Annotated in this window: 18 protein-coding genes, 1 tRNA gene and 3 pseudogenes; 19 read left to right on the top strand and 3 right to left on the bottom strand. The window is 41.9% G+C overall.

From position 1 onward, the window contains the following. Positions 1 to 157: 157 nt before the first annotated feature. The 13 genes and pseudogenes from VL20_RS12980 to VL20_RS12930 all read left to right on the top strand — a co-directional run bounded on the left by VL20_RS12980 (position 158) and on the right by VL20_RS12930 (position 9,021). Positions 158 to 454: a hypothetical protein gene (locus tag VL20_RS12980; protein WP_002790267.1), complete on the top strand. Its 297-nt coding sequence runs from the start codon at positions 158 to 160 to the stop codon at positions 452 to 454. A gap of 22 nt (positions 455 to 476) precedes the next feature. Further along, positions 477 to 848, top strand: a pseudogene (locus tag VL20_RS28525) (PIN domain-containing protein). A 600-nt stretch (positions 849 to 1,448) separates the two neighbouring features. Next, positions 1,449 to 1,844: pseudogene (locus VL20_RS12975) on the top strand (GUN4 domain-containing protein); the annotation flags it as partial. 141 nt (positions 1,845 to 1,985) lie between these two features. Beyond that, complete coding sequence (locus VL20_RS12970; protein ID WP_249264946.1) at positions 1,986 to 2,633, top strand: SH3 domain-containing protein; 648 nt, start codon at positions 1,986 to 1,988, stop codon at positions 2,631 to 2,633. A 588-nt stretch (positions 2,634 to 3,221) separates the two neighbouring features. Then, complete coding sequence (locus VL20_RS12960) at positions 3,222 to 3,707, top strand: DUF29 domain-containing protein (RefSeq protein ID WP_052276737.1); 486 nt, start codon at positions 3,222 to 3,224, stop codon at positions 3,705 to 3,707. A 105-nt stretch (positions 3,708 to 3,812) separates the two neighbouring features. Further along, complete coding sequence (locus VL20_RS12955) at positions 3,813 to 4,712, top strand: lysophospholipid acyltransferase family protein (RefSeq protein ID WP_052276736.1); 900 nt, start codon at positions 3,813 to 3,815, stop codon at positions 4,710 to 4,712. Positions 4,713 to 4,853: 141 nt separating this feature from the next. Next, on the top strand, positions 4,854 to 5,630 hold the full coding sequence (gene fabG, locus VL20_RS12950) for a 3-oxoacyl-[acyl-carrier-protein] reductase (protein ID WP_002766731.1): 777 nt from the start codon (positions 4,854 to 4,856) through the stop codon (positions 5,628 to 5,630). A gap of 53 nt (positions 5,631 to 5,683) precedes the next feature. Next, complete coding sequence (locus VL20_RS32690) at positions 5,684 to 5,806, top strand: hypothetical protein (RefSeq protein WP_284526142.1); 123 nt, start codon at positions 5,684 to 5,686, stop codon at positions 5,804 to 5,806. Between the two features lie 196 nt (positions 5,807 to 6,002). After that, positions 6,003 to 6,770 carry a proteasome-type protease gene (locus tag VL20_RS12945; protein WP_052276735.1) on the top strand — a complete coding sequence of 256 codons (768 nt, stop codon included), beginning with the start codon at positions 6,003 to 6,005 and terminating at the stop codon, positions 6,768 to 6,770. 31 nt (positions 6,771 to 6,801) lie between these two features. Beyond that, positions 6,802 to 7,539: a sulfite exporter TauE/SafE family protein gene (locus VL20_RS12940; RefSeq protein WP_052276734.1), complete on the top strand. Its 738-nt coding sequence runs from the start codon at positions 6,802 to 6,804 to the stop codon at positions 7,537 to 7,539. Between the two features lie 119 nt (positions 7,540 to 7,658). Further along, a complete protein-coding gene (locus VL20_RS12935; RefSeq protein ID WP_002766728.1) occupies positions 7,659 to 8,078 on the top strand; it encodes a tetratricopeptide repeat protein in 420 nt (139 codons plus the stop codon). After that, positions 8,071 to 8,958, top strand: coding sequence for a M48 family metallopeptidase (locus VL20_RS28520; protein WP_170863945.1), 888 nt, complete (start codon positions 8,071 to 8,073; stop codon positions 8,956 to 8,958). The genes VL20_RS12935 and VL20_RS28520 overlap by 8 nt, the downstream gene beginning before the upstream one ends. After that, positions 8,937 to 9,021: transfer RNA gene (locus VL20_RS12930), tRNA-Leu, on the top strand. Before VL20_RS28520 ends, VL20_RS12930 begins: the two co-directional genes overlap by 22 nt. 124 nt (positions 9,022 to 9,145) lie before the next feature. Here the strand turns inward: VL20_RS12930 and VL20_RS12925 are convergent. Then, complete coding sequence (locus VL20_RS12925; RefSeq protein ID WP_052276733.1) at positions 9,146 to 10,393, bottom strand: calcium-binding protein; 1,248 nt, start codon at positions 10,391 to 10,393, stop codon at positions 9,146 to 9,148. 748 nt (positions 10,394 to 11,141) lie between these two features. Between VL20_RS12925 and VL20_RS12920 the strand changes: the two genes are divergently transcribed. Genes VL20_RS12920 through VL20_RS12910 form a run of 3 tightly spaced genes read left to right on the top strand, consistent with a single transcriptional unit; the run spans position 11,142 to position 13,142 of the window. Further along, a complete protein-coding gene (locus VL20_RS12920) occupies positions 11,142 to 11,363 on the top strand; it encodes a hypothetical protein (RefSeq protein WP_052276732.1) in 222 nt (73 codons plus the stop codon). A 2-nt stretch (positions 11,364 to 11,365) separates the two neighbouring features. Continuing rightward, positions 11,366 to 11,803, top strand: a complete 438-nt coding sequence (locus VL20_RS12915; RefSeq protein ID WP_128575209.1) for a PIN domain-containing protein — start codon at positions 11,366 to 11,368, stop codon at positions 11,801 to 11,803. Positions 11,804 to 11,846: 43 nt separating this feature from the next. Continuing rightward, positions 11,847 to 13,142: a DNA cytosine methyltransferase gene (locus tag VL20_RS12910; protein WP_002757788.1), complete on the top strand. Its 1,296-nt coding sequence runs from the start codon at positions 11,847 to 11,849 to the stop codon at positions 13,140 to 13,142. Between the two features lie 545 nt (positions 13,143 to 13,687). On the opposite strand, the gene VL20_RS12905 is transcribed toward VL20_RS12910, so the two are convergent. Then, positions 13,688 to 14,152 carry a hypothetical protein gene (locus VL20_RS12905; protein WP_002757789.1) on the bottom strand — a complete coding sequence of 155 codons (465 nt, stop codon included), beginning with the start codon at positions 14,150 to 14,152 and terminating at the stop codon, positions 13,688 to 13,690. Between the two features lie 184 nt (positions 14,153 to 14,336). On the opposite strand from VL20_RS12905, the gene VL20_RS12900 reads away from it, so the two are divergent. The 3 genes from VL20_RS12900 to VL20_RS12890 all read left to right on the top strand — a co-directional run bounded on the left by VL20_RS12900 (position 14,337) and on the right by VL20_RS12890 (position 17,979). Then, positions 14,337 to 15,806, top strand: coding sequence for a TldD/PmbA family protein (locus VL20_RS12900; protein WP_052276730.1), 1,470 nt, complete (start codon positions 14,337 to 14,339; stop codon positions 15,804 to 15,806). Between the two features lie 2 nt (positions 15,807 to 15,808). Continuing rightward, on the top strand, positions 15,809 to 16,384 hold the full coding sequence (locus tag VL20_RS12895) for a DUF456 domain-containing protein (RefSeq protein WP_052276729.1): 576 nt from the start codon (positions 15,809 to 15,811) through the stop codon (positions 16,382 to 16,384). 251 nt (positions 16,385 to 16,635) lie between these two features. Then, positions 16,636 to 17,979 (top strand): TldD/PmbA family protein, encoded by a 1,344-nt coding sequence (locus VL20_RS12890; RefSeq protein WP_052276728.1) that lies wholly within the window; start codon positions 16,636 to 16,638, stop codon positions 17,977 to 17,979. Positions 17,980 to 18,818: 839 nt separating this feature from the next. Here the strand turns inward: VL20_RS12890 and VL20_RS31745 are convergent. Then, positions 18,819 to 18,914, bottom strand: a pseudogene (locus VL20_RS31745) (nucleotidyltransferase family protein); the annotation flags it as partial. Positions 18,915 to 18,917: the final 3 nt, after the last annotated feature.

Genomic DNA, 18,917 nt, shown 5'->3' with positions numbered 1-18,917 from the left:
GCAGAAATCACCATCCGATGAGAATGGCGGTACATCCCACTCAAGACACCGTTACGGGGATCTATTCGAGATCGAACTCACGATGTTGCATAACCACGAGAAACTTGATATATTGGCAGTTGATAAATATTATTGAAAATTTACTGGCGGCATAAATATGTTATCAACTGATGTCAGACAAAAATCGATGATTAAGAGAATTGAGCAAGTTGTTTCTATTTTAATGGAAGATCGTCCTTTCTTTAAAGAGGAGCTTAATTATTCAGAAATAGTGAAACATTTGGTTGAATTATTTGAAAAAAATTTACCTTTTGAGGAATTTAACACTATGTCAGATGCAGAATTGAAAGAGCATTGTAGCTTTATTATGTCCACAGAAATCCTGTCAAAAATTGGCGGCGATTTTACTCCTGAACAAATGGCTATTTTCGATGAAGCAATTAAGCGTAAATAGGTAATTATGAGTTATTCGCTAGATACTAATTAAGCGTAATCTTGAAGTTTATCAAAAAATTGAAGATGTCAAAGCTCAAAGAAAAAGTATCTTTATCAGTTGCATTACTTATTTTGAAATTAAGAGAGTATTTTTGGCAGTTGCTGCACCTAAATAAAGAGAAAGATTTAACCAACTTTGTCAGGATTATCAAATTATTTTATTAGATGATTTAGCTATTTTAGAAAAAGCAGCCGAAATTCATGCTGATCTTAGATTAAGAGGATTACCCATACAAACAGAAGATATTTTAATTGCTGCTACTGCTATAGTTAAAAGTTTAATTGTTGTTTCTAATGACAGTAATTTATTGAGGGTTGAAGGATTAAGTTTACAGAATTGGGTAGAGTTATAAATTGAACCCAATCTTTAATTCATCCGCCATATTTTAATAGCTTGAATCAGTAAAGAGGTGTGTTAACGTAGTGTAACGCACCCTACAAGATCGGCGATCGCACTGGGGGAACCCTGAAATTTTCGGCTTAGTTGCCGGCAGCTTGCCGCCAACTCACTCCTCTAGATAAGTATTTTGACTCAGGCATCTTCCCCTTTTGAAACGTTGTGACACTTAGGGTGCGGAATGTGGGTTGTAAGTGATCAGAACAAATATAAAGATAAGGAGTCCATATATCATGGCAACAACGAAAGAAAATTACTACTTTCTTCATAACTTACTAGCAGCAGGAAAGTGGGAGGAAGCAGACAGGACAACATATACAATCATTAGTGGACTCGCTGGAGGAACAGTGCTTAGAGGATTCGATAATCGGGAGCATCTCACCTTTGCAATGAGCATAAATACTTAGTAGAAAAATAGGCTTTTCGAGGGTAATTCTTGTTTTAATTCTCCATGTACGCGGTCTTTAAAAGCCTCTATTTCGTTCCAAGACACGATTAAGAGTGGCTTTTAGGCTAAGTATAATTACTCATCGCGTAAGTGAGATGCTCCCCGATAATCGATAATCTTCCTTGTGAAGATTTACGGACTATCAACCAACTCTGGCTACACTATAGTCAGGGTAAGTTTGGCTTCAGTGTCCAGAAAGACATCTATGAGAGTCTCGGCGGTACATCTTTGCAAAGAAATCTTGAGAGTCTCAAGAGAAGTGAGGGGTGGAGAAGTGCATCGGATAAAGAATTGTATGAGTTCGACTATAATCATCGGATTTTGGAGAAGTTCGCTTATCGCGTCGGCTGGAGGAGGGAGAATTGGGAATACCCAGATACCTTTACCTTTAATTTAATGACAGCACCCCAAGGGCACCTCCCTTTTTCTCATTGTTTTGATGTTGGGGTTAACGCAGTGCATAAAGTTGCCAAAAGACTTGTGACCTGTAGTACAATTCGTTGAATAGAAAACAACATTGATAATGGAGATGGTGCGTTGCGGCGGATTATAAATTTGTTTTTTTTTGACAGAATTAGTGGCCGCCTAACGCACCCTACAAGATCTACTTTCTATTACTCCTCTAAACAATAATTCAAGATGAGAATGTCGAACATTGTAAAAACCAGCTTACTCAGTTTAACAATTTATAGCTTGATCAACCTTTTCTCCATAAAAACACAAGCAGAAATAGGCGATCCGAATGGTTCCAATAATCAACCCCAAACAGGCTGGACACTATGGCAACGTTGGGATAAATTAACCGATGCAAATATAGATTTCGGTTTCTCCAATATGGACTTAGGAGCAGGACTAGAATTACAGCAATTATGTTTTGGCGAAGTTGACACCCCCAATGCAGAGAAGAAACAACAAGAAACCTACTGGTGGAGATTAGATAATGACATCAATCAAATAGGTTCGGGAAACATACAATATGGCTGTTGGATAAATGGTCAATTCAAAGGCACTAATACTGTTACTGCCTATAACACCTCTTTAGGAACTGTTCCTTGCTTGCGCGTTAATAGTTCCGTGAAAAATGGCTTAATAATTTATGAAGACTCTACCACTAATTCCCGTCATTTAGGCATCGTTAAAAGTGGACAAATTGTTCAAGGGGAATCATTTCCTTTAATGATCTTTACCACCAATGATAATCTGAACTGGGTGGCCATAAAATCACCACAAGAAGGCTGGATATTAACGGGTAAAACCGGCATCAATGAAAATGTTTCTTTATGTAAAAACTAAAAACTTAACCTACGGAAAAATTGGGTTTATAGCTCCTAATCAAGAATTGAAAAATAACTTCTTATACCATTTTTCTTTATTGGTGGCAAGTATATTACTCTTTTCTTCTTTTCTGGGAGAGGGATTGGGGGTGAGGGTAATTAACCATCTCTGCCATTACTTTTGAAAAATGGTATTAGGTATCCCCCCTACCTCCTCTTTCAAAGGGGGAAACCGAAGGCGAGGGGATTGCGTAAACCGTCCTCTATTCCTTCAACCACGCCAAAAATCTCTCTACTCGTGCTTAGAAATTAATTGAATGGAAACATCCTTTCCCTAGCTGAAATACTATCGGTCTTAGAGTCGTTTCTAGCGTTGGGTTTCATGCTTCAACCCAACCTACTTTGAAGCGCACCGCACCACAGGAGGAGTGTAAAGTCAACTATTTTGGCGAAAATTAATCTTTTTTACATTTATTTAGGGATAATGGCAGTTAGTTACTGTAAGGAGGGGCGGTAATTTTTCCCGTGTCAATATCAAAATTAGGAGAAAGTGGCCTAATATATATATGAGGGTGCTTATTTCCTATTAAAAACCGCCAACAACCCAATGAAAACTTTAAATCAGAATCCCTGGCAAGTAGAGGGAGGAGAAACCCTGCCCCTACTTTACGAAATTGATCAACATCTTTGGTTAGAGGAAACAATAAAAATCCTCAAGGAAAATCGCTTAGATGAATTAGATATAATCCATTTAATTGAGGAATTAGAAAGCTTGAGTAAAAGAGATAAAAACCGAGTCAGTAGCTTACTTGAACAAGTAATCAGGCATTTATTACTTTTACAATATTGGACAACAGAAGCAGAAATAAATGGGAATCATTGGCGAGCGGAAATTATCAGGTTTCGCACGCAATTAAGAAAATCTTTAACAGCAAATTTACAGAATTATTTAGCTGAGGAATTACCGATAATCTATCAGGATGCTTTCGATTATGTTCAACAAAAAACTGGTTTTTTTGGCGATTTTCCCTCAGAATGCCCTTACAGTTTAGAACAGTTATTAGATAAAAATTGGTTCAACTGTGAAGATTAGACATTAAAAATGATAAAATTATCAAGGAAAGCCGTTCTCAAACGATGGGTTTTTTAACCGAAATTTGCGATAATAAGATGCGCTTAAATTATCCACTGGGCATCAATGCAGATTTTTAGTTCTTTTGTCTCATCTACGGCGACTTTTGCCGAATTATCCCTAGAAGCGGCTAAGGCCCCTGTTGATACCCTCACCGGTTGGTCATTAGAGGATCGCGATCCGCAAGTGATCGAAAAATTTGTCCCCCTTCTGGATTGGTTTTATCACCATTATTTTCGCGTCGAAACCGATGGTTGGGAAAATATTCCCCCCTCAGGACAAGTATTATTCATCGGCTCCCATAACGGCGGTTTAGCGGCTCCCGATATGTTTATGATGATGTATGATTGGTTTCAACGCTTTGGCAGCGATCGCTTAGTCTATGGTTTGATGGATTCGCGAGTCTGGCGATTTTTCCCACCCCAAGCTAGTCTAGCGACCCAAATGGGGGCCGTTCACGCACATCCGAAAATGGCGATCGCCGCTTTGGATAGTGGCGCTAGTGTCCTAATTTATCCCGGAGGTGCTACGGATGTTTTCCGTCCCCACAGTTTAAGAAATAAAATTCATTTTGCCGGTAATCAAGCTTTTGTTAAACTAGCTTTACAGTACGAAGTGCCGATTATTCCCGCCATTTCCCACGGCGCTCACTCGACTCTGTTTGTCCTCGACGATATTTATCCTCAATTAAAAGAATTGCATAAACAGGGTATGCCTTGGCCTTTCGGTATTGACCCCGGGACCTGTCCCATCTATTTCGGTTTACCCTGGGGACTAGCTATCGGTCCCTTGCCGAATATTCCCTTACCCGTACCGATACATACCCGGGTTTGTCCCCCAATTATTTTTGAACGTTACGGCAAAAAAGCGGCCCGGGACCGCCGTTATGTACGCGAATGTTATGAGAAAGTCTGTTATTTGATGCAGCAACAACTCGATCAATTAGTGGCGGCCAATTCTCCCTGATACTATACAGGAAAGTGGGGACAGAGCGATTGCGCTTGAGGATTGCTGCGGTCAGATTAACCCGCTTGTGAGATAATGAAGTGTTTTGAGCAAAGTTATCAGTACAAAGTTTTCTCTTGAGATTTGACGATTATTTGGGGAATGCAGAAAATTATGAAACTATTACCCGCAGAATGCCAGCATTTACAAGACAAAGTAGCCATAGTAACCGGGGCCTCGCGAGGGATCGGCAAAGCGATCGCATTGGAATTAGCCAGCCAGGGTGCTACTGTAGTGGTGAACTATGCTAAATCTAGCAGTGCTGCCGATGCCGTTGTCGAAGAAATTACCGCGGCCGGGGGAAAGGCCATAGCACTACAAGCAGATGTGGCTAAAAGCGAAGAAGTGGATAATTTAGTGGACAGTACCAAGGAAAAATTCGGTCATATTGATGTCTTAGTTAATAATGCTGGTATTACCCGGGATACCCTAATGTTAAGAATGAAATTAGAAGACTGGCAAGCGGTCATCGATCTCAATTTAACCGGGGTTTTTCTCTGCACTCGTGCCGTCGGTAAATTGATGTTAAAACAGAAAAGCGGCCGCATAATTAACATCACTTCTGTATCCGGTTTGATGGGTAATCCGGGTCAATCTAATTACAGCGCCGCTAAAGCCGGTGTTATCGGTTTAACGAAAACTTTAGCCAAGGAATTTGCCAGTCGAGGCATCACTGTTAATGCCGTGGCCCCCGGCTTTATTGAAACTGATATGACTCATGACCTCAAAGCAGATGAAATTCTCAAATATATCCCCCTCTCCCGTTACGGAAAACCGGAAGAAGTCGCCGGGATGGTGCGTTTTTTAGCCGCCGATCCCGCCGCTATTTATATCACTGGTCAAGTCTTTAACGTCGATGGTGGTATGGTTATGGCTTAATTCAGTTATCAGTTATCAGTTATCAGTTATCAGTTATCAGTTATCAGTTATCAGTGATCAGTGATCAGTTATCAGTTATCAGTTATCAGTTATCAGTGATCAGTGATCAGTTATCAGTTATCAGTGATCAGTTATCAGTTATCAGTTATCAGTTATCAGTTATCAGATTAAAGTGATAAGTTTTAGGTTTTAAATGATATTATTCACCGAGCAGTTATCAGTGATTAGTTATCAGATTAAATTTTTAAGTTTTAAGCTTTAAATGATATTATTCACCGATCAATCTTCACTAATTACTGTTTACTGTTCACTGATTACTGCTCACTGATTACTGCTCACTGATTACTGATTACTGTTCACTGATTACTGAAAATGACTTACTGTTTAGGAATTATCAATCGTTTTGGCATTGTTATGGGGGCAGATTCTCGCACGAATGCGGGAGTCGATTATATCTCGGCCTATCGGAAATTATTTGACTTTTCGGTGTCGGGAGAAAGGGTAATTATGGTCTGCACATCGGGGAATTTATCGATTAGCCAAGGAGTGATTCACGAACTAAAAAGAGATCTGCACAATCAAGAGGATAAAAGTCTTCATTCTCTGAATCATCTCTACGATATAGCCCACTATATCGGTGATAAAAGTCGTCAAGTACAAGCTAGGGAAAGGACTTGGCTAGAAAAAGATAATATTGATTTTCAATGTAACTTTATTCTTGGGGGACAAATTAAAGGAGAAGAACCGCAATTATTCCTGATTTATCCCCAGGGAAATCATATTCAAGCCACCAAAGAAACGCCCTTTTTACAGATAGGTGAAACTAAATACGGTAAACCGATTCTTGATCGCACCATTACCTATGATACACCCCTAGAGGAAATGGCCAAATGTGCCTTACTTTCGATCGATTCGACCATGAAATCGAATATTTCCGTCGGTCCACCTATCTATTTGAGTATGTATGAAGCTAATAGCCTAAGCCTACGTCATAAGTTACAATTGCGTTTGGGAGATCCCTACCTAGCTAAAATGCGGAAACTCTGGGAAGATTACGTCCGGCAAGCTTTCGAGGCTATGCCCAATGTGGAATGGCATTATACCGATGAAGATCCCAAAGAAGATATCATAATAGATTAAGTAACTCTTTGTGAATTAACTTTACAACTCGATGATCATTGTTACCTTGATGTTGGCAGGTAGTCTAGCTTGGTTTTTTAGCACCCTGGCTGGTGGGGGTAGTCCCCTGATTCTACTCCCCGTTTTAGGTTGGTTTCTCGATGCTGCCGTCATTCCTCCGGTTTTGACCACGGGGATGCTAATCGGTAACGTCCAACGCATGGGAATGTATTGGCGCGCCATTGACTGGCCCTCGACGGTGTGGTATTTACCTGGGGCAATTATGGGATCTACCCTCGGTGCTTTTGTCTTTGCCCATTTACAATTCAAATGGTTGCCGCTAGTTTTGGGAATCTTTCTGGTTTTATCCTCGCTTAAACAATTATTTCCCCAACAAGAAAATCCTTTTTTTGAGATTAAAACTTGGTATTTTATGCCCTCGGGATTTATCTACGCTTTCTTGTCAGGATTAGTCGGTAGTACCGGCCCGATGATGAACCTGTTTTATATTAACTATGGGCTAGTTAAAGAACCAATGGTGGCAACGAAATCCGTTCACATGGTCGTAGTTCATGTGGCGAAATTAATCGCCTACGCAGCCTTTGGAGTTTTACATCTGCCTTTTCTCGGTTACGGTTTATTGTTAGGATTAGCGGCCTGGCCGGGCAATTGGTTAGGACAAAAAGTTTTAGAAAGAATGAGTCCCCAGCAATTTAAACAAGCAGTGATGTTATTCGTTTCAATGAGTGGCCTATTGATGATCTGGCGAGAACGGGGCATCGTCTTTTAAAATTTTGCTGACAAGGGGACAAATTTTGCTAAAATACTAGATGAAGGTGATTTGTACTAGCTTTGTGTAATACGCCGATAACCGTTAAATTTGCTCCTTGATTAACCCCGCAGCTGAAAATGACAGAAACCGCCAATTTTACCCTCGAACAAGGTTTAGAACGCTACCAACAGGGAGAAAGCGCCGCCAGTTTATTGCCGGAATTTAAACAATTAAGCGATCGCAGTCCGAAAAATGCCGCCGTTTGGTCCTGTTTAGCTTGGTTATATATGCTCACCGATAAACCGGAATTAGCCCTAAAAGCCGCCCAAAAAGCCGTTAAACTCGATAAAGTTTCCCCCCAAAACCGGATCAATTTGGTTTTAGCTATGTTAGAAACCAAAACCGCCGGAGTTAGAGAACATATCGAACTGGTGCAACAATTAGTTAGTTTAAACAAAGAAGTTCGCCAAGAAGTGGATGAAAATATCGCTGATGGTTTGGCTAGAAAACCCGATTGGAAAAGTTTAGAACGCGTCAAAGCTTGGTTAAATGAATAAGAATATGGAATTATCAAAACAGTTATTACTCGGCTTAAAAGCCAATGATTTTCGGCATCCCATCGACCTAGAGGCCACTAACTCCCTTAAACAGTTGCCTGGGTTAGATATAGCCGTGAGAAGTTTGTTAGGTTCCGTCGCTGAGGAATTCTTTTACTTAAATAATATTGCTGCTAGTGTTTTGGTGGGGGAAAAACAATTACCCGACCTGCATAATCTCCTCCTAGAAGCTTGCCGAATTCTCGACTTAGAACCACCTCAATTATACATTCAACAAAACCCCGTTCCTAACGCCTATACCTTCGCCATGCGCGGCAAAAAACCGTTTATGGTGATGCACACTTCCCTAATTGAAATGCTGACTCCCGCAGAAATTCAAGCGGTAATCGCCCACGAATTAGGACATCTCAAATGTGAACACGGCGTTTATCTGACTTTAGCCAATATTATGGTCCTAGCGGCGGGATTACTGCCCAATTGGGGGACAATGTTAGCACGATCCCTACAGGAGAGAATGTTAGCATGGGTGCGCTGCGCCGAGTTTAGTTGCGATCGAGCGGCTTTATTGGCAGTTCAAGACCCAAAAATCGTCATGTCGGTGTTAATGAAGTTAGCCGGAGGTTCCCCCAGTCTGGCACCTTTATTAAATTTAGAGGCTTTTATCGATCAGGCCAAGTCCTACGATGCCGTCAGCGCCTCGGAAATGGGCGAAATGTTAAAGGGTTTGCAAACTCAACAGTTAACCCATCCCCTCCCCGTCCTGCGCGCGCGAGAAATCGATCGTTGGGCCAGTTCCCCCGATTATCAAAATTTGTTAAAAGGGCCAAAAATGGGTTATAATGATAAAACTAATGCCAAGGGCGAATGGCGAAATTGGTAGACGCACCACACTCAAAATGTGGCGAGGCAGCCCCTCATGTCGGTTCGAGTCCGACTCCGCCCATCAAATTACAGTAATTTCTGGCTATTATGGTGTTGATGTTTCATCCGACTAAATATTAATCTCACGCCGAGGAGTAGATTTTACTGTCTCTAACGTGAGATTAAAAAGTGCAATTAGTCACAGACTAGAGGATAAAGTCTGTTGCCGCAATCGCAGATAATCCACCATTGAGTTGAATTTGCATATCAACAGTTAAGTTACCATCTCCCTCAATTTCTGCCTGAACAATCAAACTGCTACCAGAAATAAAGTAGTTGACTTGACCGCCAATACCAATGGCACCAGTACCAACAAAAGTGAAAGCTTGATCACCCGCTATAGTAGTATTGGCATCGATCGCCGATAGGTCAATCTTATCAAATCCAGGAGTGAAATCTGTAAGTACGTCCCGCGCAGCACCGACCTGACTATCTGATACACTCAAGAATCGGTAAATGTCGTTACCCGCACCATCGGTCATTGTGTCAGTGCCGCTGCCACCAATCAGTGTGTCATCACCGTCTCCACCAGATAGACTATCATTACCAGCCCCACCGGTGAGAGAATTAGCCAGAGTATTGCCCACAATCGTGTCATTGAGGCTACCACCAATGACATTTTCAAAGGCAGTGGCACTAGCTAGGGTGAGAGTGAGATTTCCAGCGGTGACGGTTTGGGCGGCGGTACTGCCGAGATTGAGGTTGATGGTTTTAGTTGTGGTCGCCGCGAAGTTGAGGGTATCGATTCCAGAGGCATCAATTAGGCGATCGCTACCCAAGACCAGATCCGTGTCGAAGAGGTATGTGTCATTATTAGCCCCACCATCAAGGGTGTCGTTACCAGCCCGACCGTCAAGGCTATCATTACCAGCCCCACCGGTGAGAGAATTAGCCAGAGTATTGCCCACAATCGTGTCATTGAGGCTACCACCAATGACATTTTCAAAGGCAGTGGCACTAGCTAGGGTGAGAGTGAGATTTCCGGCGGTGACGGTTTGGGCGGCGGTACTGCCGAGATTGAGGTTGATGGTTTTAGTTGTGGTCGCCGCAAAGTTGAGGGTATCGATTCCAGAGGCATCAATTAGGCGATCGCTACCCAAGACCAGATCCGTGTCGAAGAGGTAAGTGTCGTTATCGGCCCCACCATCAAGGGTGTCGTTATTAGCCCCACCATCGAGGGTGTCATTACCTGAACCACCTTGAATATTGTCGCTGCCCGCATTACCTAGAAGGCTATCGCTGCCCCCATTACCATACATTAGATCATCACCAGCACCACCGTCAGAAGTGTCATTACCGTTATCAAGAACGATATTATCGGCGAGGCCAGTACCGTTAGTTATGTTATTGTCTAAGAGATTGCCGTCAAATATATCGGAAAAAATCGGGTTCATTGTCTTTCTTATGTCCTAATTAACTGTATTTCAGGGGAACGAAAGCTAGGGAACAATGGCTCTTCGTTACTTGTTATGGTTCGATAGGGGGGCATAAATCGACTAAATCCTTATCTGGCAAGAGACTTAATTGATTAGTTCGCTCTAGATAAAAAACAATTGACAAAAATCGCTAAATGCCTTTCTATATAAGGGTTCCATCCCTTATAACCCCCCTCCATTGCATAACACAAACCGAAGAGCCGGAACAATCAAAAAATTAAATTGGCTCAAGGCCACTTTACCTTAATCTTGCGACTGATTAAAGGTAAAGAATTGAGGACGCATTACCGCCTCTCCACCCAGCCCTAGAGATGGAAACATCTAGATTATGTCAGGGAACAACTTATGGAACAGGCAAGAGTGGAGAGAACCTTGTATATTCTATTAGATACGAATGCCGCCATTATACAGCAAAGAATAGCCAAAAAGTAGTTAGCAAAATAAATCTTAACATTGCCTGAGTTCGGGTTAAGCAGATTATCGCCGCCCATGAAAATATTCTGATTTACGAATTTGCCTTATTTCTGAACTTCCCCCCTATAAATATAGTAGCTATGCCTAAAAGTCTTACAGAGCTTGAGCTAAAGCAATGTAAAACCAATAAACTACTCTAGATACAGTCAACGGTACAGCCATACTTACCACTTCCCACTGACAGAAGAGGGCTATAATTAATCTTAATAGACAGTCGCTCGAGAGCAACAATATGTTAAATGCAGTGGAATTTAAAGCCAAAATCAAACAAGGTATCATCGAAATTCCCGAAGAATACCAACAGGACTTGAAGGAAGACAGCGAAGTTCAAGTTATTGTGATCAAACAAAATAAAAAAGTGTCAACCACTGGAATCATTGCCCAATTAACTCAAAATCCCGTTGCTGTTAAAGGTATTCGTAAATTAAATCGGGAAGAAATTCATCAGCTATAATTATGACCAATTCTCTTTATTTTTGTGATTCTAATATCTGGCTATACCGTCTTTTAATAGACCCAGAGTGTAACGATGCTGCAGAAAGGCGAAAACGCAATCTAGCGGCCGCTTTAACTAGCAGGGAAAATATCTTAATCAGTACGCAAATTATTAATGAAGTTTGCGCTGTTTTATCCAAAAAAGCTAAAATAAGTGAAGTTCAAATTAGACAAATTATTCAAGAATTTTACGATGGATGTCTTGTTATTCAACTTGATCGCAATATTATTTTAAGAGCCTCTGAACTCCGCACTCAATACAGTTTTTCTTTTTGGGATAGTTTAATTGTAGCTAGTGCCTTAGCAACCGATGCTAGTCTTCTTTACTCTGAAGATATGCAGGATGGGTTAATAATATCCAATCAACTAACTTTAATTAATCCCTTTCGATCGAGTTGATTATCAGTGTGATATTATTAAATTACTCATTTAATCAATAGTGATGAATAGGCAACAAAAGCGAGTTTTATCCCTATTTTCTGGCTGCGGGGGAATGGACTTAGGATTAGAGGGAGGTTTTTGGGTACACCAAGACTGTGTTAATGAAAATATTCATCAAGATTGGATAGTAGAAAGACGGGAACCATGGCTAAAACTACTGCGTACTTCTTTTGAAACTGTCTTTGCTAATGATATAACTAAAGCTGCCCATAATGCTTGGATTCCCTACTTTGAAAAAAGGGGTAAAACAAATGTATTTCACTTGGGGAGTATTGTAGATTTAGTCAAACAAGCAGAAAAAGGCGAGTTTCAGTTTCCCAGTAATATCGATGTAGTAACGGGAGGTTTTCCCTGTCAAGATTTTAGTGTTTCAGGAAAAAGAAAGGGGTTTAATTCTCACAAAAGTCACACGGGGAAACTGCTAGACGAGAGTGAAGATAGTTTTCAGGATAATCGCGGGAAACTCTATTATTGGATGAAGAGAGTTATTGAATTAACCTTACCTAAAGTTTTTATTGCTGAAAATGTCAAAGGTTTAATCTCTTTAGCTAATGTTAAAGATATAATTGAAGATGATTTTAGTGCCATTGGTAAAGATGGATATATAGTTATCCCTAAACTTCTCTTTGCTCCCGATTATGGAATTCCCCAAACCAGGGAAAGAATTATCTTTATCGGTTTAAATAAAACCTATTTAAAAGCGACAGCGATAGGACATCTAGAAAATAATGATATTTTTCCGCATCCAACCCATAAAGTTATTAAGCATCAATTAAATCTGTTTGAGTCAATATATCCTCTTAAAACTTACAGTACAGTGGGTCAGATATTATCAGGTTTAGAAGAACCAGAAGATGAGTTATTTGACCTCTCACAAAAAAGCTATTCAAAAGCTAAACATTATGGTAAAACTCAGGGACAAATCGAGGTTAATTTACAGGGTTTAAGTCCGACTATTCGCTCGGAACATCACGGTAATATTGAATTTAGGAGATTATCTTTAGAATTAGGGGGAAAGATAGTTAATGAGTTAGAAGCAGGGTTAAAAATGAGACGTTTAACTGTGCGGGAATGTGCGAGAATACAGACTTTTCCCGATGATTTTCAATTTGTGCGTCCACAAAACAAGGGAGATGAAAAATATTCACTTTCGGCTACGGATGGTTACAAACTAATTGGTAATGCTGTCCCACCCTTGCTTGCTTACCACATTGCTAGACACCTAGAACATCAATGGGATTATTTGTTTGAAGATATTTATTCAGTCAGCAAAAATTTATGTGTAGCATTGCCTTAATAATTGGGTGCATCTCATTTTTATAAATCTACTAAGTTGGGGTTTTTAAAGGGAACCTCTCTTTGAAAATTGGGCGTTACTTTCGATTTTATGACTCAATCCAAGCTTTTGGGGGGTTCTACCCCCCAAACCCCGGAGCGCATTTGCTTTTCGGTGAGATGCTTACACGCAGTTGTTAATATACTTGTACCAATTTAAGATTCACCAATAATTGCCGATTGTCGCTATTTCTGCAAATGTGAGATGCAGCCTTAATAATTTCTGCTAATAATGTTTCTATACTTGCCATGGTTTACTAATCCTAAATTGAGAAAACAAATTATAATCTTTTTAGATGAACGTAGGTTGGGTTGAAGTATGAAACCCAACGCCCGCATGGGTTACGCTACCGCTAACCCATCCTACAAATAATTGTGCCTCCCTACTTAATTGGGCATCAACTCCTCAAAATCACAACTTTACACCTCACCCTTAAGATAACTGCCATAACCTGAGTCCGGAATCAGGGAAAACTGCCAAATTTCCCTAATCCGAACTAACCTTGATTACAAAACCTTATGGGTGTGAGAATGTTGTTTGACGTTATCCTCCGTCCGCACCACATGAACAGCATTCAAGATGCGTTTTTTCTCTAGGGAAAAGTTTAAATCGTCTTTTTGGCTGCCCAAGGGGATTAACCCTTGCAGGTGGGGTTGATTTTTATAGGTGCGAGTGGCCGCAATCGCCCTTTCGACAAAATTCTCGCATAATTGGGCATTATCGGGGAAATTACTGGGTATTTGAGGATTATCGTCCTGAAAAACCTCTCCCAAAGCCATGGCGCGGGCAAATTCGTAGGAAGTGGGAATCCCTTTGACAATTGCCTCTAGAGCTGCCGAGGGAATCGGTTCTAACACCGCCACTTTTTCTAATTCTCCCTCCTGTTTGAGAAAACAAATCGCTAAACCGAATACACAATAATCATCTTTTGTCAAGTCAGAAATGTTTAAGAATTGTGTCGCTGTGGCCATTATTTTTATCCTGAGTCGCTCTTTCTTTAATCTTGCGGGTGATCAGCGATCGAATCAAGGTTTTTATTAAGAGATATGAAGGAGAAAAATTTAGCAGGGTTGGGCCGCGCTAACGCACCCCCAGACGGAAAAAACTGATAGCTGTTAGACTAGAAACCAGCAGATTAACTGATAAACGAGCTTTATGTCACCCACTCTACTCATCTCCAAAGAACTCCCCACCCTGAAATATAATCCTAGTCTGGAGCGCTTTGATAGCTCTTGGGCGGCCCCTTTGTCCACTCTTCTGGGACTGGGACGGGCTGCCGGGGCAACTTTTATCGAATTTTTCCTCGAAAGAGTCAACTATATCAGTTGTTTAGCCGAAGATGACAGCATCACCAGTCTCTCACCGAAACTATCTACAGGGGCAGGAATCCGCCTTTTTCGCGGTAAAGCTGATTGTTATGTCAGTACCAACGATTTAAGCTTCCAAGGCTTAAAAAATGCCCTAGAAAAAGGTTTATCGATTCTGGGTTTAAACCTACCCAGTCCTAACGCATATATTCCCGAAATCAATCTGGAAATGTTCCGGGATTATGCCACGGTCAAAAATAAAGATATTTGGCTGAATAATTGCAGTTCTTTGCGAGAAATGGGTGATATTCTCCTAACTGCTAACGTTCAACTCAATCAGAAAGCCTCTCACGTCCAATCTCGTCGCGCCGCTTATTTTCGCGATTGGCAAGAAATTTTAGTTGCCGCTAGTGATGGCACTTTTGCCCGGGATATTCGCCTCACCCAATCGGTGGGCTATAATCTCCTCTGTGCCGATGGGACTAATCGTTCTAGCATTGGTAAACGGGTGGGTAGTACCAGTAATCCCGATTTTCTGCGGACTTGGAATGCCGAGGAATCGGCGGCAGAAGTGGCCGAATCGGCGGGTAAAATGCTTTACGCTGACTATGTAGAATCCGGCAGTTATCCCATCGTCATGGCCAATGAATTTGGCGGCGTTATCTTCCACGAAGCTTGTGGCCATTTGCTAGAAACTACGCAAATCGAACAAAAAACCACGCCCTTTCTCGATAAAAAAGGCGAAAAAATCGCCCACGAAAACCTGACAGCTTGGGACGAAGGATTATCCGATAAAGCTTTCGGTACTATCGATATGGACGATGAGGGAATGCCGGCCCAGCGTACTCTCCTAATTGAAAATGGTATCCTAAAAAACTTCATTGCCGATCGCACCGGTTCAATTAAAACCGGCCATCCGCGCACAGGTAGCGGTCGCCGTCAAAACTACACCTATGCGGCCGCTAGTCGGATGCGGAATACCTACATCGCACCTGGGGAATATACCCTCGATAATCTCTTTAATTCCATCGATAAAGGCATTTATTGCAAAAAAATGGGCGGTGGTAGTGTGGGGGCGACCGGGGAATTTAATTTCGCTGTCGAGGAAGCTTATCTTATCGAAAACGGCAATCTGACTAAACCCCTAAAAGGCGCGACTTTAATCGGTTCAGCTAAGGAGATTATGAATAAAATCTCTATGTGTTCCCAAGATTTAGGTCTAGCGGCCGGTTTTTGCGGTTCCGTCAGTGGTAGCGTTTATGTCACCGTTGGTCAACCCCATTTAAAAGTCGATTCTATTACCGTTGGCGGTCGTTAATCATGGCTTTAGTAATTCTCTACTATTTCCTCATCGCCATCATGATAGTGGGGATAATTGGCGAACTGCTGCCCGCTATCCCCGGCATGAGTTTGATTTTAATCGCCATGCTGGTGTGGGGTTTTGTGACCAAATTCGCGGGGATGGGGGTCGCTTTAACCGTGGCCTTTGTTATCCTTCTCCTCAGTCTGGGGGTGGAATTCCTCGCTAGTTATCTCGGTGCGCAAAAAGTTGGGGCGAGCAATTGGAGTCAAATCGGGTTAGTAGTGGGTTTATTAGCGGGAATATTCGGACTTTTACCCGCTTTACCCATTGGCGGCCCAATTATCGGCCTATTTATCGGTCCTGTGGTCGGGGCTTTTGTCGGAGAATACGCCTATCGTCGCGATTTGGAATTAACCCCCCGTTTGCAACAATCCCTAAAAGTCTGTGTCGGTATCGTCGTCGGCACGGTTATCGGTCACGTTGCCAAAGCTATGCTGGCCACGGCCGCCGTTATCGTCTTTATTGTCACCACTTGGCCCAATCTCTCTTCAGTTATCAGTTATCAGTTATCAGTTATCAGTTATCAGATTTGAGTTTTCAGAACGTAGGTTGGGTTGAAGCATGAAACCCAACGCCCGCTCATGTTACGCTACCGCTAACCCATCCTACAAATAATTGTGCCTCCCTACTTATCTAGCTTACGGCTGACCGCTATCAGTTATCAGTTATCAGATTTGAGTTTTCAGTGGACACTGTTAAGTGGCAAGTTCTGAGCTTTCTTTTCACTGATTACTGATTACTGTTTACTGATAACTGAAAAATCCTCCAACACCAAAAAAAATCTATGCCAAAAGTTGAAGATATCGCCCAAATCGCTAATTCTAGCGCCCAAGCTTTAGGAATTGCTAAATACGACATCTATGGTTCCTCGGTCGATGAAACCGATGTGGATGTGTTTCAAGGGGAACCCAAACAGGTACAAGCTTCCAATCGTTCCAGCGTTATCGTTCGCGTCTGGAATCGGGATAATCAAGTCGGTGTCACCTCGACCACCGATGTGGACCCGGTGGGACTGCAATTAGCCCTGAAAACCGCCCAAGAAGCCAGCTTTTTTGGTGTTAAGGAAAATGTCCCCGATTTTAGTCCTGCCGCCACCGCACCTACCACAGAAGTGGCCAGCGAAATGTCTAATCAAGCAGCTGTATCCACTCTCGTCGATAAGTTATTAGCCGCCGAAAAATCCCTACTAGCGGCCCATCCGGCTATTGCCAGTGTTCCCTATAACGGTTTGGGACAACAGCAGGTCAGACGTTTTTATCTCAATAGCGACGGGGCAATGCGTCAGGAAGCGCGTAGTTATGCCAGTGTGTATTTATACACCAAAACCGAACAGGAAGGCAAAAAACCCCGCAGCGCTGGTGCTTTTCGGGTTAGTCCGGGCCTGGAAAAATTAGATATCGATGGTTGCATCGAGGAAGCGATTACCAAAACTGTTAGCCATCTGGACTATCAACCGATTACCACGGGTAAATATTTAGTGGTTTTTGCCCCCCGGGCCTTTTTGAGTCTAATGGGAGCATTTTCTAATCTGTTTAATGCCCAAAATGTCCTTGATAAACAGAGTCTTTCTACTCCTGAATCTTTGGGAACACAAATCGCTGCTACTGCCTTAAATTTGTGTGATGATGCCCTCCATCCAGCTAATGTTGCCGCAGAAACTTTTGATAGTGAAGGCACTCCCACCCGTCGTGTGGAATTAATTAAAGAGGGGATTTTGAGTAATTTTCTCCATAGCACGATTACCGCTAAACGGATGAATACAGAACCGACTGGCAACGGTAACATTGGGTCAAAAGTAACGGTTAGTCCCCATTTTTATCACGTTTTTGCTAGTGCTAATCAACCAAAGATATATTCTTTGGAAACAGCAGAAAATGTGGTTTTAATTGATAGTTTACAGGCACTTCATGCGGGAGTTAATTCTCTACAAGGTTCCTTCTCTTTGCCCTTTGACGGTTGGTTAGTGAACAAAAATGAGCGCGTTAGCATCGATTCCGCTACCGTAGCTGGAGATATTTTAACACTGCTGAAATCGATTGTTTATCTGGAACCGGAAGCAGTTATTACTCCCAGTGGTGTTTGTCCCTACGTTTGGGTAGAGGGTTTATCAATCACGGGAGAAGCTTAACACTATATCGGACCAAAAATAGGGGGTATTAACAAGGGTAATACCCCCGCAAGATGGATGCTAATTTTATAGTCGTGGGTAAGGAGTGGCAAGTGCCGGGGTTCCAGAGAGGAAGTTTGAACATTATTAAGTAGTCGTGCAAAATTAATTTCCTAGTCGAGACTCCGAGACAGGAGACGGGAGACGGGATACAGCTATTAGGGATCGGATTTGAGTTTTCAGTTCACTGTTTCCTCACACCAGAAGTCTGACGGAGTAGTGGCTTAGATGTGTAATTAGGGTTTGCTGAATAAGTACGGGCGAAGCATTCGGATAGAAAATCTACCTTTTCACCGATAGGTTATTGTCCGAATGCTTCGCCCCTACAGGACGCGGGCCGATGAAGACGCAAGGTTTTGAACGACGATTCTCTCAAAATCTTGCACCTGTTTCGCTCGTAAAGCCCCAAAACCTTTACTTTGCCTACATTTCAAATTTATTCAGCAAACCCTAATTAATTGTGCTTAGATACTTAGAGGTTTAAAGACTGATTTGAGCCAATTATTTTTATTAATAAATAGGGCTTGCTGAATAAATCTAAAAATCTTGTTGAATAAGGCTTTTAGGCTTTTTTTCCTCAAAAAGTGCCGACCATTGGAGGGATCGGGGGTAAAATTCCTGGACTTTTTCCCTGAAAATTAGGTAACTGACTACCTCAAAATCGGTAAAACCCCACACCCCACACCCCACACCCTGCCCCCACGAAAAACTTTTTCAGCAGACCCTAAATATTTTACACAATTCATACCAGGTAAGCAAGAGGGCTACGGCACTACTACCGAATCATTAGCCAATTTCACTGCATCAGCTTCATCCCTTGCCACTGAACCAAATAAAGACAAAGACTTTACCCCCAGTTTTGGCAACTCTTTTCGGTGTGAGAGGAGGAGGCAGATTTT

Source organism: Microcystis panniformis FACHB-1757 (assembly GCF_001264245.1).
Lineage (GTDB): Bacteria > Cyanobacteriota > Cyanobacteriia > Cyanobacteriales > Microcystaceae > Microcystis > Microcystis panniformis.
This window is presented reverse-complemented; position numbering and strand designations above follow the sequence as displayed.

Bases quoted from the DNA above. Each gene is read 5' to 3' on its own strand.
- VL20_RS12925 (WP_052276733.1), bottom strand. From the start codon at position 10,393: ATGAACCCGATTTTTTCCGATATATTTGACGGCAATCTCTTAGACAAT.
- VL20_RS12960 (WP_052276737.1), top strand. From the start codon at position 3,222: ATGAAAACTTTAAATCAGAATCCCTGGCAAGTAGAGGGAGGAGAAACC.
- VL20_RS12905 (WP_002757789.1), bottom strand. From the start codon at position 14,152: ATGGCCACAGCGACACAATTCTTAAACATTTCTGACTTGACAAAAGAT.
- VL20_RS12945 (WP_052276735.1), top strand. From the start codon at position 6,003: ATGACTTACTGTTTAGGAATTATCAATCGTTTTGGCATTGTTATGGGG.
- VL20_RS12900 (WP_052276730.1), top strand. From the start codon at position 14,337: ATGTCACCCACTCTACTCATCTCCAAAGAACTCCCCACCCTGAAATAT.
- VL20_RS12935 (WP_002766728.1), top strand. From the start codon at position 7,659: ATGACAGAAACCGCCAATTTTACCCTCGAACAAGGTTTAGAACGCTAC.
- VL20_RS12910 (WP_002757788.1), top strand. From the start codon at position 11,847: ATGAATAGGCAACAAAAGCGAGTTTTATCCCTATTTTCTGGCTGCGGG.
- VL20_RS12890 (WP_052276728.1), top strand. From the start codon at position 16,636: ATGCCAAAAGTTGAAGATATCGCCCAAATCGCTAATTCTAGCGCCCAA.
- VL20_RS12980 (WP_002790267.1), top strand. From the start codon at position 158: ATGTTATCAACTGATGTCAGACAAAAATCGATGATTAAGAGAATTGAG.
- VL20_RS12915 (WP_128575209.1), top strand. From the start codon at position 11,366: ATGACCAATTCTCTTTATTTTTGTGATTCTAATATCTGGCTATACCGT.
- VL20_RS28520 (WP_170863945.1), top strand. From the start codon at position 8,071: ATGAATAAGAATATGGAATTATCAAAACAGTTATTACTCGGCTTAAAA.
- VL20_RS12940 (WP_052276734.1), top strand. From the start codon at position 6,802: ATGATCATTGTTACCTTGATGTTGGCAGGTAGTCTAGCTTGGTTTTTT.
- fabG (WP_002766731.1), top strand. From the start codon at position 4,854: ATGCAGAAAATTATGAAACTATTACCCGCAGAATGCCAGCATTTACAA.
- VL20_RS12955 (WP_052276736.1), top strand. From the start codon at position 3,813: ATGCAGATTTTTAGTTCTTTTGTCTCATCTACGGCGACTTTTGCCGAA.
- VL20_RS12895 (WP_052276729.1), top strand. From the start codon at position 15,809: ATGGCTTTAGTAATTCTCTACTATTTCCTCATCGCCATCATGATAGTG.
- VL20_RS12920 (WP_052276732.1), top strand. From the start codon at position 11,142: ATGTTAAATGCAGTGGAATTTAAAGCCAAAATCAAACAAGGTATCATC.
- VL20_RS12970 (WP_249264946.1), top strand. From the start codon at position 1,986: ATGTCGAACATTGTAAAAACCAGCTTACTCAGTTTAACAATTTATAGC.